Origin of the sequence: Paenibacillus sp. FSL R5-0623 (assembly GCF_037974265.1) — a bacterium.
In the GTDB taxonomy this organism is placed as follows: Bacteria; Bacillota; Bacilli; order Paenibacillales; family Paenibacillaceae; genus Paenibacillus.
Window position 1 is genome coordinate 2,493,618 of sequence record NZ_CP150233.1, and the last position, 25,268, is coordinate 2,518,885.

27 protein-coding genes are annotated in these 25,268 nt (G+C 47.0%); 21 read left to right on the top strand and 6 right to left on the bottom strand.

Translation table 11 applies throughout. The features are described 5' to 3' along the window. Positions 1-224 precede the first annotated feature (224 nt). From MKY92_RS11450 to MKY92_RS11485, 8 genes are all read left to right on the top strand, one after another. Positions 225-674, top strand: coding sequence for a YlbF family regulator (locus MKY92_RS11450; protein ID WP_091031814.1), 450 nt, complete (start codon positions 225-227; stop codon positions 672-674). 209 nt (positions 675-883) lie between these two features. Further along, positions 884-1,288: a PaaI family thioesterase gene (locus tag MKY92_RS11455; RefSeq protein WP_339300737.1), complete on the top strand. Its 405-nt coding sequence runs from the start codon at positions 884-886 to the stop codon at positions 1,286-1,288. A 78-nt stretch (positions 1,289-1,366) separates the two neighbouring features. Further along, positions 1,367-2,170, top strand: a complete 804-nt coding sequence (locus MKY92_RS11460; protein WP_036609248.1) for an NUDIX domain-containing protein — start codon at positions 1,367-1,369, stop codon at positions 2,168-2,170. 67 nt (positions 2,171-2,237) lie between these two features. Then, positions 2,238-2,795 carry an isochorismatase family cysteine hydrolase gene (locus tag MKY92_RS11465; RefSeq protein WP_339300738.1) on the top strand — a complete coding sequence of 186 codons (558 nt, stop codon included), beginning with the start codon at positions 2,238-2,240 and terminating at the stop codon, positions 2,793-2,795. A gap of 197 nt (positions 2,796-2,992) precedes the next feature. Further along, positions 2,993-4,447 carry a nicotinate phosphoribosyltransferase gene (locus tag MKY92_RS11470; RefSeq protein WP_091017227.1) on the top strand — a complete coding sequence of 485 codons (1,455 nt, stop codon included), beginning with the start codon at positions 2,993-2,995 and terminating at the stop codon, positions 4,445-4,447. Positions 4,448-4,721: 274 nt separating this feature from the next. After that, complete coding sequence (locus MKY92_RS11475; protein ID WP_339300739.1) at positions 4,722-5,375, top strand: hypothetical protein; 654 nt, start codon at positions 4,722-4,724, stop codon at positions 5,373-5,375. A gap of 111 nt (positions 5,376-5,486) precedes the next feature. Next, complete coding sequence (locus tag MKY92_RS11480) at positions 5,487-6,506, top strand: oxidoreductase (protein ID WP_339300741.1); 1,020 nt, start codon at positions 5,487-5,489, stop codon at positions 6,504-6,506. 74 nt (positions 6,507-6,580) lie between these two features. Continuing rightward, a complete protein-coding gene (locus MKY92_RS11485) occupies positions 6,581-7,135 on the top strand; it encodes a hypothetical protein (protein ID WP_339300742.1) in 555 nt (184 codons plus the stop codon). Between the two features lie 75 nt (positions 7,136-7,210). On the opposite strand, the gene MKY92_RS11490 is transcribed toward MKY92_RS11485, so the two are convergent. Beyond that, the gene (locus MKY92_RS11490) at positions 7,211-7,729 is read right to left on the bottom strand and encodes a MogA/MoaB family molybdenum cofactor biosynthesis protein (RefSeq protein WP_339300744.1); all 519 of its coding nucleotides are present in this window, start codon (positions 7,727-7,729) and stop codon (positions 7,211-7,213) included. Between the two features lie 170 nt (positions 7,730-7,899). Between MKY92_RS11490 and MKY92_RS11495 the strand changes: the two genes are divergently transcribed. The 8 genes from MKY92_RS11495 to MKY92_RS11530 all read left to right on the top strand — a co-directional run bounded on the left by MKY92_RS11495 (position 7,900) and on the right by MKY92_RS11530 (position 14,710). After that, the gene (locus MKY92_RS11495; protein WP_339300746.1) at positions 7,900-9,003 is read left to right on the top strand and encodes a GTP-binding protein; all 1,104 of its coding nucleotides are present in this window, start codon (positions 7,900-7,902) and stop codon (positions 9,001-9,003) included. Between the two features lie 73 nt (positions 9,004-9,076). Beyond that, the gene (locus MKY92_RS11500; protein WP_036609230.1) at positions 9,077-9,412 is read left to right on the top strand and encodes a four-helix bundle copper-binding protein; all 336 of its coding nucleotides are present in this window, start codon (positions 9,077-9,079) and stop codon (positions 9,410-9,412) included. Positions 9,413-9,534: 122 nt separating this feature from the next. Then, positions 9,535-9,669, top strand: a complete 135-nt coding sequence (locus MKY92_RS11505; protein ID WP_339300747.1) for a hypothetical protein — start codon at positions 9,535-9,537, stop codon at positions 9,667-9,669. 279 nt (positions 9,670-9,948) lie between these two features. Continuing rightward, positions 9,949-11,679: an arginine--tRNA ligase gene (gene argS / locus MKY92_RS11510; protein WP_339300748.1), complete on the top strand. Its 1,731-nt coding sequence runs from the start codon at positions 9,949-9,951 to the stop codon at positions 11,677-11,679. A 6-nt stretch (positions 11,680-11,685) separates the two neighbouring features. Further along, positions 11,686-12,741: an ATP-binding cassette domain-containing protein gene (locus MKY92_RS11515; RefSeq protein ID WP_339300749.1), complete on the top strand. Its 1,056-nt coding sequence runs from the start codon at positions 11,686-11,688 to the stop codon at positions 12,739-12,741. Beyond that, the gene (locus MKY92_RS11520) at positions 12,738-13,448 is read left to right on the top strand and encodes a hypothetical protein (protein ID WP_339300750.1); all 711 of its coding nucleotides are present in this window, start codon (positions 12,738-12,740) and stop codon (positions 13,446-13,448) included. The genes MKY92_RS11515 and MKY92_RS11520 overlap by 4 nt, the downstream gene beginning before the upstream one ends. Before the next feature lie 99 nt (positions 13,449-13,547). Continuing rightward, positions 13,548-14,093: a hypothetical protein gene (locus MKY92_RS11525; protein WP_053061520.1), complete on the top strand. Its 546-nt coding sequence runs from the start codon at positions 13,548-13,550 to the stop codon at positions 14,091-14,093. Continuing rightward, positions 14,090-14,710: a YdcF family protein gene (locus tag MKY92_RS11530; RefSeq protein WP_339300752.1), complete on the top strand. Its 621-nt coding sequence runs from the start codon at positions 14,090-14,092 to the stop codon at positions 14,708-14,710. The genes MKY92_RS11525 and MKY92_RS11530 overlap by 4 nt, the downstream gene beginning before the upstream one ends. A gap of 190 nt (positions 14,711-14,900) precedes the next feature. Here the strand turns inward: MKY92_RS11530 and MKY92_RS11535 are convergent, their stop codons facing one another. Both MKY92_RS11535 and MKY92_RS11540 read right to left on the bottom strand, forming a co-directional pair. After that, positions 14,901-16,991: an ABC transporter ATP-binding protein gene (locus MKY92_RS11535; protein ID WP_339300754.1), complete on the bottom strand. Its 2,091-nt coding sequence runs from the start codon at positions 16,989-16,991 to the stop codon at positions 14,901-14,903. 12 nt (positions 16,992-17,003) lie between these two features. Beyond that, entirely contained in the window at positions 17,004-18,749 is a 1,746-nt protein-coding gene (locus tag MKY92_RS11540) for an ABC transporter transmembrane domain-containing protein (RefSeq protein WP_339300755.1), read from the bottom strand. Between the two features lie 486 nt (positions 18,750-19,235). On the opposite strand from MKY92_RS11540, the gene MKY92_RS11545 reads away from it, so the two are divergent. After that, positions 19,236-19,532: a HesB/YadR/YfhF family protein gene (locus MKY92_RS11545; RefSeq protein ID WP_036609218.1), complete on the top strand. Its 297-nt coding sequence runs from the start codon at positions 19,236-19,238 to the stop codon at positions 19,530-19,532. Positions 19,533-19,631: 99 nt separating this feature from the next. Continuing rightward, the gene (locus tag MKY92_RS11550; RefSeq protein ID WP_210107808.1) at positions 19,632-20,081 is read left to right on the top strand and encodes an NUDIX domain-containing protein; all 450 of its coding nucleotides are present in this window, start codon (positions 19,632-19,634) and stop codon (positions 20,079-20,081) included. A gap of 99 nt (positions 20,082-20,180) precedes the next feature. Here MKY92_RS11550 and MKY92_RS11555 read toward each other — a convergent pair whose 3' ends face one another. The 3 genes from MKY92_RS11555 to MKY92_RS11565 all read right to left on the bottom strand — a co-directional run bounded on the left by MKY92_RS11555 (position 20,181) and on the right by MKY92_RS11565 (position 22,518). Beyond that, on the bottom strand, positions 20,181-20,693 hold the full coding sequence (locus MKY92_RS11555) for a hypothetical protein (RefSeq protein WP_036609214.1): 513 nt from the start codon (positions 20,691-20,693) through the stop codon (positions 20,181-20,183). A 377-nt stretch (positions 20,694-21,070) separates the two neighbouring features. Then, a complete protein-coding gene (locus MKY92_RS11560; protein ID WP_036609212.1) occupies positions 21,071-21,514 on the bottom strand; it encodes a DUF441 domain-containing protein in 444 nt (147 codons plus the stop codon). A gap of 5 nt (positions 21,515-21,519) precedes the next feature. After that, entirely contained in the window at positions 21,520-22,518 is a 999-nt protein-coding gene (locus MKY92_RS11565) for a YpdA family putative bacillithiol disulfide reductase (protein WP_339300756.1), read from the bottom strand. Between the two features lie 178 nt (positions 22,519-22,696). Between MKY92_RS11565 and MKY92_RS11570 the strand changes: the two genes are divergently transcribed. The 3 genes from MKY92_RS11570 to MKY92_RS11580 all read left to right on the top strand — a co-directional run bounded on the left by MKY92_RS11570 (position 22,697) and on the right by MKY92_RS11580 (position 25,245). Further along, positions 22,697-23,290 carry a metalloregulator ArsR/SmtB family transcription factor gene (locus tag MKY92_RS11570; RefSeq protein ID WP_083669797.1) on the top strand — a complete coding sequence of 198 codons (594 nt, stop codon included), beginning with the start codon at positions 22,697-22,699 and terminating at the stop codon, positions 23,288-23,290. Positions 23,291-23,632: 342 nt separating this feature from the next. Then, positions 23,633-24,850 carry a ribosome small subunit-dependent GTPase A gene (rsgA, locus tag MKY92_RS11575; protein ID WP_339300758.1) on the top strand — a complete coding sequence of 406 codons (1,218 nt, stop codon included), beginning with the start codon at positions 23,633-23,635 and terminating at the stop codon, positions 24,848-24,850. Between the two features lie 56 nt (positions 24,851-24,906). Beyond that, positions 24,907-25,245, top strand: coding sequence for a L,D-transpeptidase (locus MKY92_RS11580; RefSeq protein WP_076249779.1), 339 nt, complete (start codon positions 24,907-24,909; stop codon positions 25,243-25,245). Positions 25,246-25,268 lie beyond the last annotated feature (23 nt).

The window sequence follows — 25,268 nt, forward strand, 5'->3', positions numbered from 1 at the left end:
TCGGACATTTGCGCAAGTAGCGGAGGGGACGGAATCGGTCTGTAGAAGCGAAGCGTTCGCCTTTGTCTCCGGATTTTAACCTTGAACAGTTGTAATCAGAAAAATCTGGAGACAACAGCGATCAAAAGAACGATCCGTACCCGCAGCGGTCATGGAGCAGACGTTTGAACTCATTTGAGCCCAGGTTCTCATCTTATATCATCTCATAGAATGGAGCGATTTCAGTGGCGCAGGAAGAAGTGCAGTACAACCATTATGGAATGCCAACCTACGATACGCGCAATCTGGTCATACGCGACGACATTATGGGAAAAGCCAAAGAATTGGCTGATATGCTCGGAACGAGTGAGGAAGTTAGACAGTTTCAACAGGCTGAAACCAAAATTCGGGATCATGAGCGCATCCAGCAGTTGATTGCAACGATCAAGAAAAAACAAAAAGAGATTGTTGCTTTTGAAAGCTTCAAAAATGTGGAGATGGTCAGCAAAATTGAACAGGAAATTGATGATCTGCAAAGCGAACTGGACAGTATTCCATTGGTTACGGAATTCCAGCAGAGCCAGAGCGACATCAACTATTTGCTTCAACTAGTGATCTCCGTAATCCGGGATACAGTTTCTGAAAAAGTAAACGTGGAGGCTGGAACGGATTCACCTCCGACCAGTTGCGGTTAAATGACGGAAGGGTGCGGACGCTGTCCGCGCCTTTTTTGACATTACATAACCGTTAACGTGGAGTGGCTATCGCCAAGTACTCGGAATATAATTCCAAGCAAAGCTCCACGCTGTGGGGTTATTTTGTGTGGCGCAGCTGATTTTTAATGATAAAGGCACATGACATCAAGAGAGCTTGATACGTACAGTGAATAAAGGAGAAATGAATAATGAGTATTTTGGACAAAATGGTGGAAGACGGAGACGGACGATTCTGGGGATTTCTCGGCTGTCGTTATATTAAAGGAGACGGCAAAGAAGTACAGATCGCGTTGACAGCAGGCGAACATCATACCAACTCCATGGGGATTATCCATGGGGGTGTATTAACTTCACTGATGGACCAGGCGATGGGTATGGTTGCAACAGCAGCAATGGAAGTGGACGGCTGTGTGACAACGAATCTGAACGTACATTTTCTCGCACCAATGAAACAAGGGGAATTAATGGTGACAGCTACGGTACTGCATCAAGCAGGACGCAGTGTGACGACTCAATCGGAGGTTCGTGATGCATCGGGCACGTTGGGATGTATGGCTACGGCGACATTCCGCATAGCACGCCCGAGAACGTAACGCACGAATCCTGCGGTTGACAAAAGATATTATTATGTCATAATGAAATTATCAAAATGAAAATAGTCGGTGGTGCCCATGAGCGAAAACTACGAACACTTCAATGCAGAGAGCGACGAACAAGCAGCACGTGCTTATAGTTCCCAAAAATATCGTACCCCCGATGGTGTTCCTGCGGATATCGTTATGTTTACCTTGACCAAGCGGGAGCGCAAGACGGTGACGAAGACACTTCCCATTCGGGAACTGAAAGTGATGCTGATCAAGCGCAAAGGCTGGCCTTTTGCAGGCAGATGGGCATTACCCGGTGGATTTTGTCAGGAGAATGAGTCCATCTACGGTGCAGCTAAGCGTGAGCTGATGGAAGAGACAGGTGTAGATGGTGGACATCTGGAGTACTTGAATGTATACAGTCAGCCGGGTCGTGATCCAAGGGGCTGGATTATCTCTCACGCATTTTTCGCGCTTGTGGAAGAATGGATGCTGGATCAACGCCAAGCAGCAGATGATGCTGAGGATGTTGGATTGTTCACCATCCAGGAGGCGCTGCAAGAACTGGAACTGGCTTTTGATCACAGAACAATCATTGAAGATGCTTATCGACGTATTCAACAGCAGATGCTGGAAACGACGATTGCTCGTCAGTTCCTGCCACGTGATTTTACATTAAGTGAATTATATCAGGTTATTCAAAGTGTTGTGCCGGATTTTGAAGAACCAAACTTCATTCGCAAGATTACGTCTACCCGCAGCCGTAAAGGCATTGTGGAAGAAGTACGGGATGAAGAGGGGAACCTCGTGAGTTCCAACCAGTACTCGCAGCGTCCGGCGCAGTTATATCGTTTTACAGAATTGGTACCACGCCTTTCCATCTATACGTAATAAGGTGTAGATGTGTCAATTGGATTGAATCAGGATCAACCATTTCTGGGCTAAGGGAGTGTTGACGATGAAAGCACTGATTGTCATTGATTTTACGAAGGATTTTGTGACAGGTTCTTTGCCAGTAGGTCAGCCGGCAGTAGAGATTGAAGAGACGATTGCGGCTGTAACTGAGGCCTATTGTAAGAATAAACATGAAGTGATTATGGCTGTGGATCTGCACGAAGAGAATGATCCGTATCACCCGGAGACTGTACTTTTCCCACCTCATAACATCCGTAATACGGAGGGAAGACAGTTATATGGTCGTCTTTCCCAAGTGATGGAAGAACGGATAACGGATATACAGTGGATGGATAAGACGAGATATAGTGCATTCTGTGGGACCGATCTGGAACTCAGACTGCGTGCACGTGGTATTACGGATATTGCACTCATAGGGGTATGCACGGATATTTGCATATTGCATACCGCAGTGGACGCTTACAATAAAGGTTTTCATATTACGGTATATGAAGATGCCGTTGCCAGCTTTAATCCGGCAGGGCATGATTGGGCACTTGGACATTTTCGTTCCAGCCTGGGTGCTTCGGTGGTTAGGGCGAGTGAGACAGTCTTGGCTTAATTTTCTCCATAGTCATGTTTGGTTGACTCCATGTTAGGAACCGGATGAATGTGGTGAATGGTGTATAGAGTTTTTCACGGGAGACTTGTTTGTTTAATACGGATGAACAGAATTATGAAGAATAAGTCTCCATATGTTAACCCGTGTCCACAGGTGAAATCTGCGAACACGAGCGGAAGTCAGAGAGGATGAGACAAATGCAGACAACTAGCCTGGCTTTACATACGGATAAATATCAGATCAATATGATGTACGCCCATTGGGTGAATGGTACTCACAAGCGGAAAGCGGTATTTGAAGCCTATTTCCGCAAACTTCCTTTTGGTAACGGATATGCGGTATTTGCCGGATTGGAACGCATTGTGAACTATATCAGCCAGCTTCGGTTCACGATGGACGACATCAAATTTTTATCCAAACAAGAGGAAAATTACGATCCGGTCTTTCTGGAAGAGTTGCTCCAGTTTTCATTTCAGGGAACGATTCATTCCATGAAGGAGGGTGCAATTGTTTTCCCTGACGAACCGCTCATTCGGGTAGAAGGCTCCATTATGGAGACTCAATTGGTGGAGACGGCGATACTTAACTTCATGAATTATCAGACGTTGATTGCAACCAAGGCTTCGCGGATCAAACAGGTAGCACAGCAGGATACGTTGCTCGAATTCGGCACACGACGTGCACAGGAAGCGGATGCTGCCATCTGGGGCGCACGTGCCTCGTATGTGGCAGGTTTCCATGCAACGTCCAACATGCTGGCCGGAGAGCGCTTCGGGATCCCAACAGCAGGTACACATGCCCATTCCTGGGTACAGAGCTTTATGAGCGAACAGGAGGCGTTTGACGTGTATGCCAAAGTGTTGCCTGATCAGGTTACGCTGCTGGTTGATACCTTTGACACGTTGAACAGTGGAGTACCTCACGCCATCAAGACAGCCAAGAAGCTGGAGAGCCAAGGCAAAAAGATGAATGCTATTCGTCTCGACAGTGGTGACCTAGCGTACTTGTCGATTCAGGCACGTCAGATGCTGGATGAGGCTGGCCTGGATTATGTGAAAATTGTTGCATCCAATGATTTGGATGAAAATACGATTTTCAACCTGAAGGCTCAAGGAGCACGGATTGATACATGGGGTGTTGGTACACAGTTGATTACCGCTTCTGACCAGCCATCTTTGGGTGGAGTATACAAATTGGTGGAGCGTGAAGTGGACGGTGCCATGCTGCCTACGATCAAAATATCTGCCAATCCTGAAAAGGTGTCCACTCCAGGTAAAAAGGAAGTGTTCCGGATCATTGATCCGAAACATGGCAAAGCGATTGCAGATTATATCTGCTATCCAGATGAAGAGCAGCCGCTACAGGGCGGACCGCTCAAGCTGTTCAACCCGCTACACCCTTACCTGAAAAAGACGGTTACCCGCTACGAAGCGGTAAATATGCTGGAGCCAATCTTTGTAAATGGACGTAAAGTGTATGAACTGCCTAATTTGGATGAGATTCGTGCGTATCACCGGGAACAGATGAACCTCTTCTGGCCTGAATACCAACGGAAGCTCAACCCAGAGATATACCGTGTGAACATCAGCCCTGCGGCATGGAATATGAAGCAGAAGCTCATTGCGGAACATGTGAAATCCACAGAGGAATGATCTACACATAAGAATTACAGAGAGGCATAACCAGTGAGGTATACTGGCTTATGCCTTTTTAATATGATCCGAATGAGATGGACCAGTGATGTAAGAAATCTCATGGACAGACTGCCAAGGTAACAGGCTATACTGGAAATAGTCATGCCCAATTCAAGAGGTTGTAGGGGGAAAGCAGTAATTATTTCTCGGGAAAGCGCAGGAGACGCCAAATTCTGCAACTATTGTTTCAATCCCACAGCTGTAGGGGATGAAAGTAAGAGGAGGTGCAGGCATGAGATGGATACTAGGATTGGTCTGGATCGCTTTTATTGCCTATGCATTGTTGTTGGCACCGGGGCAGTCACCAGGAAGTGATCCGATATTCAAAGAACTGATCACCCTGCAAAACAAAGAGCCTTGGTTACTTACGGTGTTTTCGTGGTTGGGTATTTTCCCGGCAGTTTATGCCTGTATGCTGTTAAGAACATCTGTGAAAGAACGAGGTGGCCGTGTACCGGCTTGGCCTTTTGTTATCCTTTCTTTCGGACTGGGTGCATTTGCCCTGCTTCCCTATTATGCATGGTCATCATCCGCAGATAGAGCTTCGGGTTACGCAACCTTACATTTTGGTCGTCAGCGGGAGTCGGGAATTGGACGGGTAGCCGCCAACAAGCTGACGCATGTAGTCCTTTTGCTGTTGACGCTGGGGACATCATTTTATGCGGTGACGCAGGGTCATCCGGATGTATATTCGGAAGCCTTCAAGCAATCTGCCTTTGTACATATCATGACGATTGATTTTGTACTGTTGACCTTACTTTCCATGATTGCGATATACAGGGATGCCAAAGGCAGTCGACGTTCACCAGCTTGGGCCGCGATAGGGATCATCCCCATTGTGGGTCCACTAATCTATCTGTTGACACTCAGAAGAGACAGAGCTTAATCATCAACATCTGAAGAATGCAGAAGTAAAAGGTAGCCGTTAAGCCTGAATGCGAACAATTCATGTGCTTAATGGAAAAGTATATAAAACCCAAAGAAGGAGTAGCTCTCGATGAAAAACCATTTTAACGCATATGTGGTCCGTAAAGAAGAACAGGGCGGAGTGAAAGCTGCTATAGAGCAACTGAAGAAGGAAGATCTGCCAAATGGAGATGTAACGGTACAGGTGCAGTATTCCAGTGTCAATTATAAAGACGGGCTCGCTACCCTTGAGAAGGGTGGTGTCGTTCGTGAATACCCCATGGTACCGGGGATTGATCTGGCCGGAACGGTAGAAGAGTCGGTAAGTGGACGTTTTGCACCAGGAGATCGGGTGATCAGTACAGGATTTGAACCTGGCGTATCCCATTACGGAGGGTACAGCGAGTATGCTCGTTTGCGTAGTGAATGGCTGGTGCCTCTGCCACCGGGTCTCAGTGAGAAAGAAGCCATGGCAATTGGAACCGCAGGATTTACGGCTGCACTTTCGGTTGATGCGCTGTTACAGGCTGGAGTGACACCGGAGATGGGCAAGGTTCTCGTTACGGGTGCAACGGGTGGTGTTGGCAGTATGGCAGTTGCCATTCTGGCGAAACTGGGCTTCGAAGTAACAGCCAGTACAGGCAAGAAAGAACAGGAGGAGTCATTGCTCCGAAACTTGGGTGCCTCAGAGGTTATTACTCGTGAAGAAGCTGATGCTCCAGCTAAAGGAGCCATGGGGAAACAGCTATGGGCGGGAGTTGTTGATCCAACAGGAGGACCAGCTCTTGCGGAGCGATTGAAACAGATTCAATACGGAGGTGCGGTAGCGGTATCCGGCTTAACCGGAGGCACAGCTTTTGAGTCCACGGTACTTCCGTTTATTTTGCGTGGTATCCAGCTTATGGGTATAGACTCTGTATATTGTCCGATGGAACGTCGGGAACGATTGTGGAAACTGCTCGGAGGAGAATGGAAACCGGAGCGTGCGCTGGAACTGGGAATCCGGGAGATTTCTCTAGACCAATTACCTCATACACTGGAGACGATACTCCAAGGTGGTGCAGTAGGTCGTACGGTGGTCAATACAATATCAGACCTGCCATCCGCATAAGATTCTAAGTCCTTAGACATGCTAATTCTACCTGATTGGGTCACAGTACACGTGGCTGGAAAGGAAGGATTGGCATGTGGTTTGGTAGAAAAGGGCGAAGTCTGGTTGGAAAAACAATGAAGTCGGTACTTGTAAGTGGCGTGTTAATCACAAGTATCTGGTCCCTGGTGGCTTGTTCGGCATCATCCATTGAACAGGAGCGGAAGGTCTATACCCGCGAAGCGACAGATGAAGGAAATATGCGGGCACAGAATCAAGGACACGGATTAAACGGTGAATTGGTGAGTGAGATCAGTAAGAGTTTTGAAGCAAAAGGCATTCAGCTGATGAATAATATGTCTGCCGATGACGGCCATGGTGGGATCTCTTATATGTATTTGTTGAATGGAAGTGGCAGACACATTGTGAAAGTTCATATTTTCAGTGATAAGGCTGCACGAGCTGCCAGCATGAAACAAATGTATAGTGAGGATCGGGATGAGGCTGTCTTGGAGAATGCGCTTGGACGGACAACGATTCGCAGCAAAGGATATGTATCACTCGTTTATACAGCTTCTGGTGGAGAAAAGGACAAGTATGAACAGGATGTTATGCAGGTATTCCAACATGTGTTGGAGCAATTAAGGTAGGAGAAGATGGGAGCACAGAAAACTTTCAATCCTTACCGTACAGCTGAAAATAAACCCTAAAACCCGTCTGATATTTCAGACGGGTTTATATATTTCACGCATGACATGTCGCAGCTCGGGCAAAATGAGTTTTTCCATGGCCAATTTGACGGCTCCTTTGGAACCCGGCATGGAGAATACGGCTGTGCGTCCAATCGTTCCAGCGACGGCTCTACTCAGGATGGCAGCGGAACCGATATCTTCGGTGTAACTGAGAAAACGGAAGATCTCACCGAAACCCGGGAGTTCCTTGTCCAGTAGTGAGGACACCGCTTCGTAGGTTGTATCTCGGGGTGCAATCCCTGTTCCGCCGCTAAGTAACACGGCTTCGACATCATCACGAACGGCTGCATCTTGCAGGATGCTTCGAATGTTCTCCGTTTCATCTGGTGTGATGATGTATTCAACGATCTGATAACCCGCTTCATTCAGAAGCTGGTGCATGAGCTGGCCACTGGTGTCAGTGTCTTTAGTGCGTGTGTCCGATACTGTAACAATCATACACGATACCGTGGTCGGAGCTTCCTGGCGATGTTGTTCCACTGAATTAGTCATGAAACTTCCTCCTTCAATCAACATGTCCTCATAGCATAGACCATCCGTTAGAATCAGGCAATGTACTGGAGAAGAGTTGAACGTTATTGCACAACGAATGCGGGATGGTGTACACTCGCTAGATATAGATAGATCAGGTTACAAGAAGGACAATAGAGAGGTGTATACGCATGAATGAAACGATTTTAAAAGAACAATCCATACCTGTATATATACTGTCAGGTTTTTTGGGGAGTGGCAAAACAACACTGCTTGTTCAGATGATCGAACATTGGCAACAGCAGGGTTTGCGTCCCGCAGTGGTTATGAATGAGTTAGGCGAAGTCAATCTGGATGGTCAGATTGTGGATTCCACCGTTCCTATGACAGAGATGTTAGGTGGATGCATCTGTTGTACCGTACGTGGTGACTTGGGATTGCAACTTGCTGATCTCGTTCAGGAGGAATCACCTGATGTGATCGTTATTGAAGCAACCGGTGCGGCGAATCCAATGGAGATTCTGGATGCGGTGACGGAGACCTCACTCTACATGCGACTGGAACTGAAAAGTCTCATTACTGTTGTGGATGCAGCACATCTATCTGGTCTGTATCAGGAGCAGAAAGGGCAGACCTTTAAACTGATGCAGGAGCAGATTCGCTGTGCGTCTGTACTTCTCTTGAACAAAACGGATCGGGTGAGTGCGCAGGAGCTGAAGGATCTGGAACAGCTTTTGGCAAAATGGAATGGCTTCGCACCTGTAATCCCTACAGTCAAATGTGAGGTGGAGATGGATCTGTTGCTTCGCAGTGGGGCAGACGTGCATGTGCATGATTCAGCTTCTGAAGCAGGTAAGCCAGCCCACCATGAGCATACTGAAACCTGTGGTACACATGGCTGCAATCATGGACATGAACATCAGGCGGTTCAAGGCGATGCTACGAATAATGACGCATCCTATAGCCATATTCATGACCACAGTCACGAGCATGCTGCTCCCCATGCCTCACACGAACATGTCATGGTATACACGCATTATTTCAGTCAACCGGTGAACAGCGAGGCGTTTGAACAATTTGTATCCGCATTGCCACGTGATGTGTATCGAGCAAAAGGCATTTTATCATTTAGTGATACGGCGAGCCGCTTCTGGTTCCAGTATGCCTACCGTGAGTCGGACTACATGAAGATCACACCTCAGGGAGATGTCCCTAATGTTGCTGTGTTTATAGGTGAACATTTTGACCAAACTGTCATTCGTGACCAATTACTGGAATTGGAAGCGATAAAGTAGGTTAGATGATTCAATATTCCTCCGAACTGGGTATTAAGATGCATAGCAAACTTTGCCTGGGAGGTAACTTTAAATGACACAACAACAATATCAACAATGTATCGATGCTTGCCTGGAGTGCATGAATGCTTGCAACGTATGTTACATATCGAGTCTGAAAGAATATGATCTGGCGATGCTGCGTGATTGCATTCGTTTGAATCGGGAATGTGCGGAGATCTGCAGTTTTGCTGCACAAGCGATGACACGTGGAAGTGATTTCATTGCTGAAATATGCGAATTGTGTGTGAAAGCTTGTGAAGCTTGCGCCGCAGAGTGTGGCAAACACCACCATGATCATTGCCAAGCGTGTGCAGAGGCTTGCCGCAGATGTGCAGAAGCTTGCCGGTTGATGGCAGCAGTAGCGTAAATATTATTTCACTGGAATATATAATTAAAACCGATAATGACCGTTGTCCTCTAAGGGAAGGCAGTGAACACAGGCATCTGAGACGATGTGCCTATGTGTTGCCTTTCCCTAGGGGATTTTTAATGCAGGTTGCCAAGTCTGATCGTGGTATGTATAATGATGGCAATGAATCGAAACGAAGAATATCGATGATCGGGAGAGTAGCCAGATCCATACATGACAGCGAGCCGGAAAAGGTGGAAGCCGGTATGACATGACCTGAGTGAACCGCACCCGTGAGATGGTTATCCGAAAAGATGTACTTATCCCGATTGGGGATAGGCCATATCTGTCTGAGGGTAACCCGGCTTGCGACCGTTATACGCATCGAGCGGAACAGGTTCTACAGGTATGCATGTTGATGTATATTAGGAGTAGCTGTTCACCTAGAGTGGTACCGCGGGAACTGTTAAGGCAGCTCTCGTCTCTTATTTAGAGACGAGAGCTTTTTTTGTGTTTATTTTCAGCCAATAATGAATGGATAAGGAGTGTTTGACATGTTGATGAAGAAGGCTGCGGCCGATATTGCCCCTTTAACGGGATTGAATGAACAAGAGGTTCTGAGATTACTGGAAGTCCCACCACAGGCGGAGATGGGGGATGCAGCATTCCCTTGTTTTGCATTGGCGAAGTCATTAAAAAAAGCACCGGCAGTCATTGCGACCGAGCTCGCAACAGGTCTGCAGGCATCTGGAATTGAAGCGACTCCCGCTGGGCCGTATGTAAATATCCGATTCAATCGGGAGGAGCTTGCGCCGAATCTGCTGAAAGAACTGGGGCATGCCGCATTCGGTAAGCTTCAGATTGGCGAAGGCTCACGTGTTGTGATTGATATGTCTTCCCCTAACATCGCAAAACCCTTCGGAATTGGACATTTGCGTTCTACTGTAATCGGTGCAGCACTGTATCGGTTGTATAACGAAGCGGGTTATACCTCTGTAAGTGTGAATCATCTGGGAGACTGGGGAACCCAGTTTGGCAAGCAGATCGCAGCGTATAAACGGTGGGGCAATGATGAAGCATTGCAGGCAGACCCGATCCGTACGTCTCTTGAGCTGTATGTGCGTTTCCACGATCAGGCGGAGAATGATCCTTCTCTGGAGATTGAGGCACGGGATTGGTTCCGCAAGCTGGAGCAGGGAGATGATGAAGCACAGCGGTTATGGGCGTTCTTTGTGGAAGTTAGCATGAAGGAATTCAACCGGATGTATGAACGTCTGAATGTACAGTTCGACCATACGCTGGGAGAAAGCTTTTACAATGACAAGATGGGTGCAGTGGTTGAAGAACTGAAGGCAAAAGGTTTACTTGAAGAGAGTGATGGAGCACTCGTGGTACGTCTGGAGGATGAGAACATGCCCCCGTGCCTGATTATCAAAAAAGATGGAACAACAATCTATCCTACACGGGATTTAGCTACGGCGGTTTATCGCCATGAGGTGATGAAGGCAGATCGGTTGTTATACGTGGTCGGAGGCGAGCAGAAGTTACATTTCCGTCAGGTATTTGCGGTCCTATCCCGGATGGGTCATGAATGGTCTGCGAAGTGTGAACATATCCCGTTTGGATTAATGCGTTTTGAGGGACGGAAAATGTCTACCCGCCGCGGGAAAGTCGTATTTTTGCAGGAAGTATTGGATGAGGCAGTCGCTCGTGCTTTGCAGATTATCCAGGAGAAAAACCCGAATCTGGAGAACCCTCAGAAGGTGGCTGAGGCGGTTGGTGTAGGTGCCATTGTCTTCGGTGATCTGCGGAATAGTCGGTTAAACGATGTGGACTTCTCCTTGGAGGATGCGGTGAGTTTTGAAGGAGAGACCGGACCTTATGTGCAGTATACCCATGCCCGGATTCAAAGTGTGCTTGCTAAGGCAGAAGAGGCAATCCGCGTGGAAAATGAAAACCCTCTGTCTAACCCCAGTCTTGCGGATGGTGAGATTGACACAGTGACCACTCCATCCTGTATCGGAGATACCTCATGGGCATTACTGAAACTGCTTGGTGATTATCCCGAGTATTTGGAAAAAGCAATTCATCGGAATGAGCCTTCGGTCATTGCCAAATATACAATAGATGTCGCTCAAGCGTTCAACCGCTTCTATCACGCCGAACGGATTGCGGATGCGTCATCTGATGTAAGGTCCTTCCGGATGGCATTGGCCAAACGGACTGCCGAACGCCTCGCGTACAGTTTACATTTGCTAGGTGTGCAAGCTCCAGAGCGGATGTGATCCCAGGTGATATGGAGTACACGTGGACTTTTCAAAAAAGCCAATCAAGATGTACCAGACTCATCAGGTCGAGGTATGTTGCTTCAACAAGTGAGCAAGCGATTAGGTAATGCTCAAGTACTTGTTGAAATTAATCTGGAAGTGAAGCAGGGAGAATGTGCTGTGCTTGTTGGCAGAAACGGCTCGGGCAAAAGCACGTTGCTACGTATGTTGGCAGGTATTTTGTTACCCGATACAGGATCGATCCAGCGCACAATGAAGGGTTCTCATGGGTATGCAGTAGATGGCCTGCCACGTTTACCCTTTACCTCTGGAGAGTATTTGTGGGACATGGGACGGATTCGGGGCATCCGCCCCGAAATACTGCGTGAGCGGATTAGAGAACTTAGTGAACTTTTATATCTGGATACCGCGTTCGATCAAAAGTTACCCTTATTATCGAAGGGCACACTGCAAAAAGTAAATTTGATTCAGGCCCTGTTACCTGGACCGGGTGGTCTTTTGCTGCTGGATGAACCTTTATCAGGCTTGGATATTCCAGCTCAAGAGGCAGTTGTATCCTTATTGGGACAATGGAAGGGTGAAGGGACATCCATCGTTACAGCTTGCCATGAACCGTTGCTTATTGAACGTTTGGCAGACCAGGTGATTGTGTTGAAGAAAGGCGGCGTGCTCCGCTACTGGAGTCGTGAAGATATACTTCAAGCTGGCGAACCCGTTGTACGTATTCAAAGTCAGACGAAAGCTGGAGAGGATCTGGCTAACGATCTATCTATTGTACAACAACCGGAAGTACTGTCTTTAGTTCGTAATACGAGCTCAGGGATATCCAATTCTTGGTTGTGGGATTGGAAAGTAGTTCAACAATCAACAGATGATGTCCTCAGAATGATCCTGGCATCCGGAGGTTCGGTTGTGTCTGTACAACAGGAAGAAAGTCAATTACATATGGAAAGTCTGCTGGAAGGACAACATCCAGCTGTACATGCGAGTCGTGGAGGTGTCACAGAATCTGTGGACTTAAGCTCTTCCATGGATGATGCGGGGGGAGAAGCCGAATGATCTATCTGACCCGATATTTGTTAAGGCATCACATTCGTTCACAGAAATATTTTGCACCGGTTATCTTTTATATCATCGCCATGCTGCTGATCTATTCCTACAAACCCAACCCTATTGCGGACAGTTACAGTGTCACGGCTATGCTGTTATTTCTGGCAGCTGCTTGGCTCGGAGTAATGGTGATGAATACCGAACCTGCAAAGCAGGTTCAATTACTTGTCCTTCATACAGGAAGCAGGCGTAAGGTTGTAACAAGTCAACTCATCTGTGCCTGGATAATGCAATTCATGCTCACCGCAATCACTGTGCTGTATCCCGTGTTCGCGGGAATGTTCGAGAGACAACCTACAGGTGAGGAGTGGATGATGACTTGGTTAGGACATCTGGGGTTATCGTTGCTGGGATTGGTCATTAGTGTATTTTTTCAAAAATCGTACATTCCCTTGCTTAGTCGAAGTATGCCTGCCCTGATTATTGTATTATTACTATCGTTTATCCAAGGTTCCTTAAGTGAACGGTTGCCTGAATCGTTAGAATGGCTTGGCCGCATTCTTCCACCAGCCTTTTATCTGGTTCGTGAGATGATGTTATTTGATGAATCAAAGATGGACTCTTTTGTCTGGGTTATGCTGTGGACTGTGCTCTATGCATTAGGGTTACTAATCATCCATGTGTGGCTGTCCGGAAGAAGAGATCTGCGGAGTTAGGAGACGCGCTTCCCGATAACTTGAATGTTGCTCTTGGTTTGGTTAGGATAGAGGGACATGGAATGGTTAACATTGTACGGTTGAAGGGGGCGCTCGCATATGCAAAATACAGATATCCAGAATGGTGACATGCTGGACAGCGAACACTCCAGGGAATTGTTTGCCTATTACGGATTGGCAGTGTACTACGGGCAGGCGCTTGAACAGCAGCTGGTCAATCTGATTTTATTAATGAAAATGTCTCAGGGCAAAGCCGTGTCTGAAGAGGATCTGGAAGATCTGTACGAACGAAAGATGAGCAGTTCACTGGGGCAGCTCATTCACGAAGTGCGCCATCATTTTACATTCTCTGAGGAAGAGACTCGCCAGTTGAATGAGTTATGGCAGCAACGTAACCGTATTGTACATCATTATTTCAAGGAACGAATTCACGAGACATTCAGTCCGGAAGGACGATCACGCATGATTAAGGAATTGGAGGATTTCAAAGACCGTGCACAGGAGTTGGAGATCCGTCTTCAGCAATATACGGGTGCCTGGATCGCAGAGCTTGGTCTGGATGCCGAATCCGCAGCAGCTCTGCAAACGCTGGAGCGTATGCATACCGAGAGTATGCAAGCAAGGGCTTTGGAAGAGGATGAATGACAAGCAAACGGATAACGAAACGCTGGATATTAATAACGGCTCTGGCTGTAGTATTAGTTGGAATCCTGTGGACTGTTGTTACGGCAGTACGTATATCTGCATATACAGATGAGGATTCATCCAGGATATCGGATACAGCAATCATTCTGGGCGCAGCTGTGGCGGGGGATAACCCTTCACCTGTATTTCGCGAACGTATTGAACACGGGATTAAATTATACCGTCAGGGTACCGTTCGTAATCTGCTTTTCACAGGCGGGTCAGGTGATGATGGAGAACATACGGAAGCTGAAGTGGGTCAGAAGTATGCCATCGCACATGGAGTAGATCCTGCGGACATTCGCATAGAGACCAAATCCAGAATTACCGAGGAGAATCTGGTCAATTCAATTCCAATTGGTGAACAGGCCGGTTATCAAACCTATACAATTGTGAGTGATCCGTTACATATGAAACGGGCCATGAAGCTGGCTGCCGGACTGGGTATGGATGCCGTACCCTCTCCGACACGAACTACGGCGTATCGAACCTGGCGCAGCAAGTTTCCTTTTCTCGCAAGAGAGACCGTGATGTACATGGGATATACGATCAAAGGATGGATAGACAATCCGCAGTAGCCATGAGGTTGCACGCGGATTGTTTTTTTGTCTGGACGAAATAAACAGTAACGGAATTTGAATCCCGATGAAAATACAAAAAACCGATCTACACCGCAAACCCTGAGGTAGCTGTGTAGATCGGTTTTTGTGTTGCCGTCGAGTACATCATTTTTGATTGGTTACTTAAAGAGCTTTCTGTTTTACTCTGTTATGCATTGCCTCCGGCAAAGGAGGTGGAGGTTGGAACGGAATCACCTGACGGATTCTCGAGAGTTGCGACCGCTGCTGCTTGCGTACCTTGCTGGAGCTGATACATTTTATAATAGCGGCCTTTAAGCTCCATCAGTTCATCATGTGCACCTTGCTCAACGATACGCCCACGATGCAGAACCAGAATCTGATCTGCTGAACGAATGGTGGAGAGACGGTGAGCAATGATGAAGGTGGTACGTCCTTTTTTGAGGACTTCGAGTGCGTTCTGAATTAAAGCTTCTGTTTCCGTATCGATATTGGCTGTCGCTTCATCCAGAATGAGGATGGCCGGATCAAATGCCAGTGCCCGAGCGAAGGAGATCAATTGACGCTGTCCAGCGGATAATGTGCTTCCTTTTTCGATGACAGGTTCGTCAAAGCCTTGAGGCAAATGAGCCAGTATACGTTCGGCTCCTACATCACGCAACGCCTGTTCAATTCGTTCACGGGAAATCTTCTCATCGCCAAGACTGACGTTGGAAGCAATGGTGCCTGTGAACAGATACGGGTCCTGCAATACAATCCCCATATGCTCGCGAATCCACTGTTTAGGCAGATCTTTGACGTTCTGACCGTCAATCGTGATCTTGCCTTTTTGCGGATCATAGAACCGGAACAGCAGGTTGATGATTGAGCTTTTACCTGAACCGGTGTGACCGACCAGAGCGACGGTCTGACCTTGGGATGCTTTAAACGAGATATTGTTGAGCACATAATCCTTTTTATAGGCAAAGGATACATCGTCGAAGACAACATTCCCTTTGTATCTTGGCATGGAGCCATCCGTTACAGCTTCTCCCTTTTCATCCATCAGCTCAAAGACGCGACCAGCAGATACGAGGGAGGAGTCCAGGTTGGCGAGTTGATTCACCATACCGGTGATTGGCTGGAACAAGCGACCCAGAACATCAACGAAGGCATACAGAACACCCAGTGAGATAATACTTGTGCCATCCAGCACACTGGAACCGAAGTACCACAGGACCACCGCAAAGGCAATATTCCGTAATACGTTAACCAGGTTGTGTGAGGTGAAGGCATTCAGGTTCAGCATTTTGTTCTGGTGTTTCATATAGTCATCATTCAGATCTTCGAATTCCTGTTTGGTTTGTTTCTGATGGCGGAATACGCGTATAATGGACATCCCCTGAATGGACTCGTTAATGATTGCATTGATCTCACTCAGTCGTGATCGAATGATCGTGTTGTACCGAGTGGCGAATTTGCGATAGAGCACAATCCATGTAATGAGCATCGGCACAACGAATAACGAGATAAGACCCAGGCGAACATCAAGCAGGAAGAGTGCAACATACACACCTGTAATCGTGATGATTCCTGAGAAGAAGTTCGAAAGAACGGCAACGAACAGATCCTTGACGGCTTCTGTGTCGTTCGTGACCCGAGATACAACTTTACCTGCGGGCAGGTTATCAAAAAAGTGCACCGGCAGTCGCTGAATATGGGCATACACATCGTTACGCAGTCTTTGAATGACCTTGTTGGCCGAGGACTGCAGCCAGAATGTTTTACCAAACTCCATAATGACCGAGATCACGAGGAAGATCATGTAATACACAATTAATTGATAGATGCTGGGCATCTCCGGTTTGTAAAAAGCAAACAGTTCACCAGCGGACAGCGGTGTTGCCGCATATTGGCCTGTCACTTCACCTGCGCGTGTAACCGTGAGGGTTCCATCCGTATATGTGCGGTCTCCGTCAGGTGCGCTTACCGGTTCGTTTACAAAATAAAAACTTCTGCCGGCTTGTAAAACCCGCACTTCGGAACCTTTGTTTTCATCCGGTTCGAACAAGCCTTCGCGTTTGTAGTTTTTACCGTTGTAGACTGCGGCTTCATCTGAAGCTGTTGTCTCATAGAAAGGCTGCTCAATCGCGAGCAAGTGATTGTCGATCATGGATTTGGCGATGAACGGCCCGGCAAGCTCGGCCGCAACACCAATGGTAAGCATAATTAATGCAGCGATAAATGTTCCTTTGGCTTTCAAGGCGTAATCAAGCAGCCTTTTGCCTGTATTAGACTTCAATGAATTGACCTCCTACGTGGACAGATTGGACTCGACCTGTTGCCGTTCATACTGTTCACGGTACCAGCCGTTCATGGCTAACAGTTCCTGGTGAGTGCCTTCTTCCGTAATTTTCCCGTGCTCCAGTACGATGATTCGGTCAGCATGTTCAATAGCAGACAGGCGATGAGTCGAGATCAGCGTGGTTTTGCCCGAGCGTTTGTTGCGTATATTTTCAATGATTTTGGCTTCAGTACGTGCATCGACAGCAGATAAGGCATCATCCAGGATCAGAATATCAGGATTGGCAATAAAGGCACGCGCCAGCGATACCCGCTGTTTCTGTCCACCGGACAGAGAGATTCCTTTTTCACCAACTAGTGTATCCAGTCCATCGGACAAGGTTCCCAGATCACCGTCAAAAGCGGCGGTACGAATGGCTTCCATGATAACTTCATCACTGGCCCCAGGTTTACCAAATTGAATGTTCTGACGAACTGATTTGGAGAACAAAACTTGTTCCTGTGGTACGTACCCAATCCAGCTGTGCAAGTCATCTTTGGCGATATCCTGAATTGGATGACCCGAGATGCTTAATGTGCCCGAACCGGCAGGGTATTCATGAAGCAGTTGTTTGAGCAAAGTAGACTTACCGCTACCCGTACGGCCCACAACACCTAATGTTTGACCCCGTCGCAACGAAAAGCTGATGTGACTGAGATTGTCCACAGTGGAACTTGGGTAACGGAATGTAACATCCTGCATCGCAATTTCTTCCGGATTCGTAACGTGAGCAGGTTGATCCACATCTTGTACGGCAGGTTCTACCGATAAAGTCTCGTTGACCCGATCAAGCGAAGCGCTACCACGTTGCATCAGGTTAATTAATTCGCCGATGGCAAACATGGGCCAGATCATCATCCCCAGGTACATATTGAACGATACGAGATCTCCCAGGGTAATTTCATTATGAAATACAAGATATATGCCGTAGGCAAGTGCAATCACATAACTGAGTCCAACGAAGAGGCGGATGGTAGGTTCAAATAGGGCATCCATTCTGGCAACAGCCAAATTTTTGCGATACACATCTTCGGTCACATCGGAGAACCGTTTCTCGTCCAGACGTTCCTGCACATAGGCACGCACGACGCGAATACCGGCGATGGATTCCAGTACCTGGTCATTCATATCTCCGAATGCATCCTGTGCCAGGGTGTAACGTTGATGTACAGCTTTACCATAGATCATCATGGCAATGGCGATAAAAGGTAATGGCAGGATTGCCGCCAAGGTCAGTTTCCAGCTGACCAGGAAACCCATGGCGAACAATACGGTGGCCAGAAAGGCTGTAGAGTCTGTTAAAGTCAGCATGCCGAAGCCTGCTGTAGTAGCAATGGAACGAAGATCATTGGTGGCCCGAGCCATCAGATCTCCTGTTCGGTTTTTCTCAAAAAAGGGAGGAGTCATCCGTAACAAGTGGTCCATGAAGCGTGAACGAAGCAGTCGTTCCACCAGATTGGCACCACCAAACAGTTTGTGCATCCAAACATATGTAACCAGATAGATAATGATGACCGTTCCCAGAATAAGCAAAATATAACGGGTAAGTGAGGTGCCAGTAATGGAACCGCGCACAATCTCGTCGATGGCATTACCAAGAAGACGAGGAGGCAGCAGTTCGGCAATGCCCACCAGAATAAGCAAAATGACACCGGTTAGGTATCGTTTGCGTTCCAGCCGGAAGAACCAGGCCAGGTTTTTAAGTACAGAGAACAAGTGTTATCCCTTCCTTTCGATGTCCGAGAAATGCAGATTCCGTTCATGTATGCTGAAAAGTACCCACAAAAAAAGACATACCGCACGCAGGCGGTATGTCTTCATATAATCATACGGCAGCATGGCTCAGAGAACAGAGCCGTTACCATATATAAGTTCGATTGTGAGTAAACATCACAGAGGTTCTAATGAAAGAACGCCTTGTCATGCCGACTTATGAACGGAATAATGATTTCGGGTGTGCTCCGGTATTTAGTTGTGTGCTGAATTGACCAATCATATGTTTGTTAAACACCGTAATCACCCTTTCTTTTTTTGGAAATAAATACAATGTAGACCTCGTATGTTTGCATCTTAACACCAGCTTTTACAATCTGTCAAACATTTTTCACAACTTATTTTGTCTTTATGTGGTCACTCGGGTTTGTATTCAAGTCCCTGTCGAGATATGATGGAACATATATATACAGAAGGAGCTGACACCAAATGAGTACCATACATGTATCCGATCAAGCTGCTCGCTGGTACAAGGAAGAACTGAATTTGAACGAGGGAGACAGTATTCGATTTTTTGCCCGTTATAGCTCTGGCGGAGGTCTTCACCCTGGATTTTCGCTAGGTATTGCTGTGGAGAAACCAAGACATCCTGCGGATCAAACCGAAGTGTCGGGGATTCAATTCTTTATGGAAGATCACGATTATTGGTATCTGAAAGGGCACCAACTGCATGTGGATATCGTTGATGAAGGTCAGGATATTGAATACCGTTATACGGAAGTCTAGGGCGATTTTGAGACATACCCTAATCCTTGAAGTATTCTGCTAAGTAATAGATGGATTACAGGTCGCCACCGGCTTCCGAGTAGGAGGAGGGGATAAGCAGTGAATCTGCCAGCACGAGATTTGGCCCAGTATATCGCAAAACGCTCTCATATTGTTGTAAAGGCGGCTGTGCGGGCTGAGAACGAACAAGGTGAATTACTGCTGATTCAGCATGCTGAGCACGGTCACTGGCGGTTGCCAGCAGGTGAGATGCGCCCGGGTGAGGCCATTGAAGATGCTGCACATCGGGAGTTATGGGAAGAGACAGGTTGGACTGCTGATACCATGACACTGGAAGGTCTCTATTCGGGGCCTGATCTTCGGTATCTGCATTCAAGCGGAGATGAAGAGTATTATGTCATTGCCCTGTTCCGGACAGTGATCATTCAGGATGACCTTGTAGAGTCGCGTGTAAATAGTGATGCAGGTCTGAAGTTTTTTGCGCTGGAGTCGTTACCACCTCTTAATCAGATTAGCCGAATCCTGTTAGCGCGGGATATTGCAGAATAAAATAAGTGTTGACCGCAAAAAAATGACCTTGGCATGCACGATAAAGTGGATGCCAAGGTCATTTTTTAAAAAATCCGATTCAGGTGCTCAGAGCATGAACTACACTTGATCCAGTGGTTCATCATCCATCGCAAAATCAAAATCATCAATATCAAATACCTGTACAGGTGATTCAGACTCAATTATGCGTGCAATCAGTTCAACCTGATCGGTGAGAATCGGGATACTCAGGCGCTGAGATGTCAGCAGCAGTTCGGTCTCAATGGGATCGAAATACTCCCCGTACTGTGCCGTATCTATTGCATTGATAATGGCAATGGATACTTGGTCACCAAATAAAATGGAGGGGCTTTTGGCCCATGGAACAAGTAACGCACGCTCTATTTTTTTCTTATTCAGCGGTTCCTCGAAATAAGAAATCATTTCATTGATTTTGGATTTCACATGCTGATCATCTGCCGGGTTATCCATCATGGGATCAGGACTGGTCTGGAATTCATATAGCTCAAGGATGGTGGTATAAGGAACAATATATTCAACAGGCGCGGGCGGCGCTAACAATTGACCGTAAATGGCCACCATCACGGCTTCTGTAATAAACTGACGTGACATGGTTCCTGAATCCTCCTGCGCCATTAATAGTTGCAAAGTGAATCTATACGTTTATGCAACAGCATAACCACAATAGAACGTGTTCAAAAAGGACGGTTTTCAGTACCGAGAAGATGGGATGAAGCTAGAAATGGAGTAGCGGAGCGTAGGCAAAACTACGTGAGCAACGGACATTTCGGCTGAATTCCATATTCGATGCTGATGATGCCTCTAGGCATCCTTCGTAATCAAAAGCGGACTTTTTGAACAACCTCTAATATGGATTATTCTGCTGTAGACTCGTGTACATAATTTGCATGAATAGAAGTATATCACACAACGGTGGGAAATACAGCCAATCTGCATAGCATGTCAGGTCACAACCTTCACAACTTCAATCAGGATTTGCCCAGCAGCAATGATAAAATTCCCGCCGCAATCAATGGACCCACAGGTACACCCTTGAACAGGGCAACCCCAAGTACCGTTCCGATTAACAGCCCTGCAACGACAGTTGGCTGTGTACCCATCAGCGTAGCGCCACGTCCTCCGAGATATGCCACCAGTAATCCTACGCCAATGGCGAGCAGTGATTTCCAGTGCAGGAAAGACTCGCCGATCGTCTGCAGACTCATCTTGCCACTGGCAAGAGGTGCCATCACACCAATGGTCAGAATGATAATGCCCAGTGTAAGTCCGTATTTTTCAAGCCATGGAAATGCCTGATTCAGGTTCAGGACTCGTAACAACAACAGAAATACCATCGCTACGGTCACAGGTGTGTTACTGCTGATAATCCCGAGAGCTGCAAATACGAGCAGCAGCAGGGAAGTCATATCCATTGTTTTCATTTCCCTTCAGTCTGTCCACGTTGTTTGCTAACGATATGTTCCGCAATATAACGTCCATGCCAGCGCCCGGATTCAATAAAGACTTCATTGGCATTACGACCCGAAGCGATGACTCCGCCTACATATACACCAGGTACGCTGCTTTCCATCGTTTGTGCATCATATAGAGGTTTATCCATATCATCAGACATCTCCACACCTACCGAAGTGAGTAGCTGACGATCCGGGCGGAAGCCGGTCATTGCCAGTACGAAGTCATTATCCAGTTCCCGAGTGGAACCATCCGTGTGTATCAGACGAATCGAATCATCGAGTATTTCATTCACGCGTGATTCCAGGTGCAGTGTGATACGACCTTTTGTCACCATGCTCTCGAATAGCGGACGTACCCATGGTTTAATATGCTGGGACAGACCACTGCCGCGATAAACCATATCGATATGTGCTCCGACCCGAACCAGTTCCATGGCCGCATCCACGGCTGAGTTGCTTCCGCCAATAATGGCGACACGTGTACGGGTATAAGGGTGGGCTTCCCGGAAGTAGTGGGTTACTTTATCTTTATCTTCTCCAGGGATGCCCAGATAGTTAGGATGGTCAAAATAACCGGTAGCTACAACGACATTGCGTCCAACATGTACGATGGCCTCCCCGCAGCGATTGAGCGTATGTACCTCAAACGTACCATCATCCTTGCGTTTAATTTCACGGGCTTCCTCATAGTTATGAACACGCAGACCAAAATGTTCGGCTACCCTGCGATAATAGGCAAGTGCTTCATAACGAAACGGTTTATCATTAGGTGTGCTGAACGGAACGTTTCCGATCTCAAGCAGCGGGGCTGTGCTGAAAAACTGCATATGGGTTGGATACAGATAAATAGATTGAACGATATTGTATTTCTCAACGATCACAGCGGACAGTCCCAGCCGCTCACATTCAATGGCAGCAGACAGACCGCATGGGCCTCCGCCGATAATAATGACATCTTCCATGTTCTTAATCCTCCTTATTTCAAGCAATATAATCCTACCGTAAATAACGAGCCAATGCCAGTTCAAGCGTGGAGTTTAATTAGACAAGCTTACTTGAAACCAAAGGAGTTGACGTGTAGAGAAGAAAATACTAATATCAAATTAGATATATATCTAAATGAAAGCGAGATGAACGATGATGCAGTTGGAGAAAATTGTGGCTTATCATAAAGCGTTGGCTGACCCGACCCGGCTTCGCATGCTGCTGTTGTTGGCACAGGGTGAACTGCACGGACAGGCACTTGCCGAGCGGCTGAATCTGTCACAGCCAACCGTGACACATCATGCATCCAAGCTGAGAGAGGCAGCGCTGATTAAGGAACGACGGGAGAAAAATACAGTGTATTTCACACTCAATCCTTCGTTTATCCGCGAGAATGCACAGGCTTCGGTTGATTTTATCTTTAATCGAGAGGAGGTAGCGGATATGAGTGATGTGAACGAAACATTGAAAGCGTCGGTCATGAGAAATTTTTTCTCAAAAGATGGACGACTGCGTCAGATTCCGGCTCAATACAAGAAAAAACTGATTGTACTTGGTCATCTGGTCGAGCAGCTTGAATTTGGTCGGAAGTATACGGAAAAAGAAATCAATACATTTATAAAGCAATACCATGAAGACTTTGCCACGATTCGGCGGGAATTTATCATGCATCAGTTCATGTATCGGGAAGAGGATATCTATGAATTGAATCCGAAGGAAATGTGGACACGCTGGGATCAGGTCAAATAAAGTGGGCTGGTGGTAAAAATAATTTGGGCTTGACAACTGTAAAGCTCAGTGTGTAACATAATGGATAATTCTACAAGGGAGGCGATTGTTTATGACAAACTTAAATGCAGTATACGTTAATTTGAATATGAACAGCGTCTCCGGAACGGATCAAAGCATGTAATTTTGCGTCAGCTGGATAGCAATATCCATTGTAACGTGAAGTATCACATGCTCAGATGAAGCCACGGGTGACGCACCCGTGGCTTTTTTTGTTTGCCGATAAAAGGGTGTTCCTGAATGGTTTATATCGGATGGTTAAGTATTCTGTCCGGTAGATCTACAAGAAGGGATGATCTTGATTTGGCTAACTACTTATTGCCGCGGGTGTATTTCTACTCGTGGTTTTTTTGTTTTGATCTGAACCGGAGATGTTTGTTCACTCGGCTTGAACGAAGTAAACAACTTATTTTGGGAGGAATTTTTATTTTAGATAACCATATTGAGAAGTACGGCTGGTCTGCAAAGTGGCAGGAACTGTGGCAAGAGACAGGGATGGAAGAGCAGGAGAGAAAACCAGCCAGAATTATCGCAGACCATGGACATCTGCAACGTTTGATTACAGAAGAGGGCGAATGCTGGGGAAGGATTTCGGGTCGATTGCGTCATGATAGTCTGGAGACCAGCTTGGTTCCGGCGGTTGGCGATTGGGTGGCGATTACAGGTCAGGCAGGTGAAGAAGCTATTATTCACAATCTGGTGCCACGTCGGAGCAGGGTATCGAGACAGGCGGCAGGTCCAGTGACCAAGGAACAATTAATCGCCGCAAACGTAGATACACTGTTAATCGTGGCTGCACTTAATCATGATTTCAACCTTAGACGACTCGAAAGATACGTGATGATGGCTTGGAATGGTGGCGTGAGGCCAGTCATTGTCTTGAGCAAAAGTGATCTGTGCAACAATGTGGAAGAACAGATCCGAAGTGTAGAAGGAATTGCTCCAGGCGTTGAAGTGCTTGCGATATCTGCAGTGGAGGGTCAAGGGAAATCCTTACTGGAAAGATATTTGCACCCAGGGCTGACTGTTGCGCTCACAGGATCTTCTGGCAGTGGCAAGTCTACGCTGGTGAACTGGATGATGGGTGAGGATGTGCAGCTTACGCAATCCGTCCGCGAGGGAGACAGCCGTGGGAGACATACGACAACACACCGGGAGATGTTTGTACTTCCACAGGGCGCCGTATTAATCGATACTCCAGGAATGCGCGAGCTTAATCTCTGGGATGAGGGCAATGATGGGCTGTCACATGCGTTTGGAGAAATTGAAGAACTTGCCGCCACGTGCAGATTTCTGGATTGCAGTCATACACGGGAAGCTGGATGTGCAGTGAAAGAGGCCATACAGGACGGTTCATTGGATGAAAAAAGGCTGAATAATTATCTGAAAATGCAGAAGGAATTGCAATATCAGCAGCGCAAGGAAGAAGTGGCATCCAGAAGGCGTACCGCCTCCAGCAAACCGGCCAATAGTCGCAAACCCAAGCACTCCCGTAGTGTGAAAGAGTGGGAGGAAGCATGAAATCAGGCGGGCATCATCCAGTATCTTGCATAAGATAGGTCAGGAGGGATGTCATTATGCCAGATTACAGGATTATTGTAGATCTGTCTGACCACATGTTATATCTTCTGGATGGCAATCAGGTGATTAAAGGTTATCCCGTAGCCACCGGCAAGATGCTCACGCAGACTCCAAACGGGGAGTTCACTATTATTAACAAACAATCTAATCCAGGTGGGCCATTTGGCGTGTTCTGGATGGGACTGTCTGCTCCCCATTATGGGATACACGGAACCAATGAGCCTTGGTCTATTGGCAAATCTGTCTCCCATGGTTGTATACGCATGTACAACTCGGATGTACTGGATCTGTCTTCCAAGGTATCTGTAGGCACGAGGGTAACGATCCGGCCGTAGGGCCGGATTTTACTTTATAAGAG

Bases quoted from the DNA above. Each gene is read 5' to 3' on its own strand.
- MKY92_RS11475 (WP_339300739.1), top strand. From the start codon at position 4,722: ATGAGATGGATACTAGGATTGGTCTGGATCGCTTTTATTGCCTATGCA.
- MKY92_RS11500 (WP_036609230.1), top strand. From the start codon at position 9,077: ATGACACAACAACAATATCAACAATGTATCGATGCTTGCCTGGAGTGC.
- argS (WP_339300748.1), top strand. From the start codon at position 9,949: ATGTTGATGAAGAAGGCTGCGGCCGATATTGCCCCTTTAACGGGATTG.
- MKY92_RS11530 (WP_339300752.1), top strand. From the start codon at position 14,090: ATGACAAGCAAACGGATAACGAAACGCTGGATATTAATAACGGCTCTG.
- MKY92_RS11465 (WP_339300738.1), top strand. From the start codon at position 2,238: ATGAAAGCACTGATTGTCATTGATTTTACGAAGGATTTTGTGACAGGT.
- MKY92_RS11495 (WP_339300746.1), top strand. From the start codon at position 7,900: ATGAATGAAACGATTTTAAAAGAACAATCCATACCTGTATATATACTG.
- MKY92_RS11460 (WP_036609248.1), top strand. From the start codon at position 1,367: ATGAGCGAAAACTACGAACACTTCAATGCAGAGAGCGACGAACAAGCA.
- MKY92_RS11525 (WP_053061520.1), top strand. From the start codon at position 13,548: ATGCAAAATACAGATATCCAGAATGGTGACATGCTGGACAGCGAACAC.
- MKY92_RS11545 (WP_036609218.1), top strand. From the start codon at position 19,236: ATGAGTACCATACATGTATCCGATCAAGCTGCTCGCTGGTACAAGGAA.
- MKY92_RS11480 (WP_339300741.1), top strand. From the start codon at position 5,487: ATGAAAAACCATTTTAACGCATATGTGGTCCGTAAAGAAGAACAGGGC.
- MKY92_RS11580 (WP_076249779.1), top strand. From the start codon at position 24,907: ATGCCAGATTACAGGATTATTGTAGATCTGTCTGACCACATGTTATAT.
- MKY92_RS11570 (WP_083669797.1), top strand. From the start codon at position 22,697: ATGCAGTTGGAGAAAATTGTGGCTTATCATAAAGCGTTGGCTGACCCG.
- MKY92_RS11490 (WP_339300744.1), bottom strand. From the start codon at position 7,729: ATGACTAATTCAGTGGAACAACATCGCCAGGAAGCTCCGACCACGGTA.
- MKY92_RS11485 (WP_339300742.1), top strand. From the start codon at position 6,581: ATGTGGTTTGGTAGAAAAGGGCGAAGTCTGGTTGGAAAAACAATGAAG.
- MKY92_RS11520 (WP_339300750.1), top strand. From the start codon at position 12,738: ATGATCTATCTGACCCGATATTTGTTAAGGCATCACATTCGTTCACAG.
- MKY92_RS11555 (WP_036609214.1), bottom strand. From the start codon at position 20,693: ATGTCACGTCAGTTTATTACAGAAGCCGTGATGGTGGCCATTTACGGT.
- MKY92_RS11455 (WP_339300737.1), top strand. From the start codon at position 884: ATGAGTATTTTGGACAAAATGGTGGAAGACGGAGACGGACGATTCTGG.
- MKY92_RS11565 (WP_339300756.1), bottom strand. From the start codon at position 22,518: ATGGAAGATGTCATTATTATCGGCGGAGGCCCATGCGGTCTGTCTGCT.
- MKY92_RS11470 (WP_091017227.1), top strand. From the start codon at position 2,993: ATGCAGACAACTAGCCTGGCTTTACATACGGATAAATATCAGATCAAT.
- MKY92_RS11505 (WP_339300747.1), top strand. From the start codon at position 9,535: ATGCAGGTTGCCAAGTCTGATCGTGGTATGTATAATGATGGCAATGAA.
- MKY92_RS11560 (WP_036609212.1), bottom strand. From the start codon at position 21,514: ATGGATATGACTTCCCTGCTGCTGCTCGTATTTGCAGCTCTCGGGATT.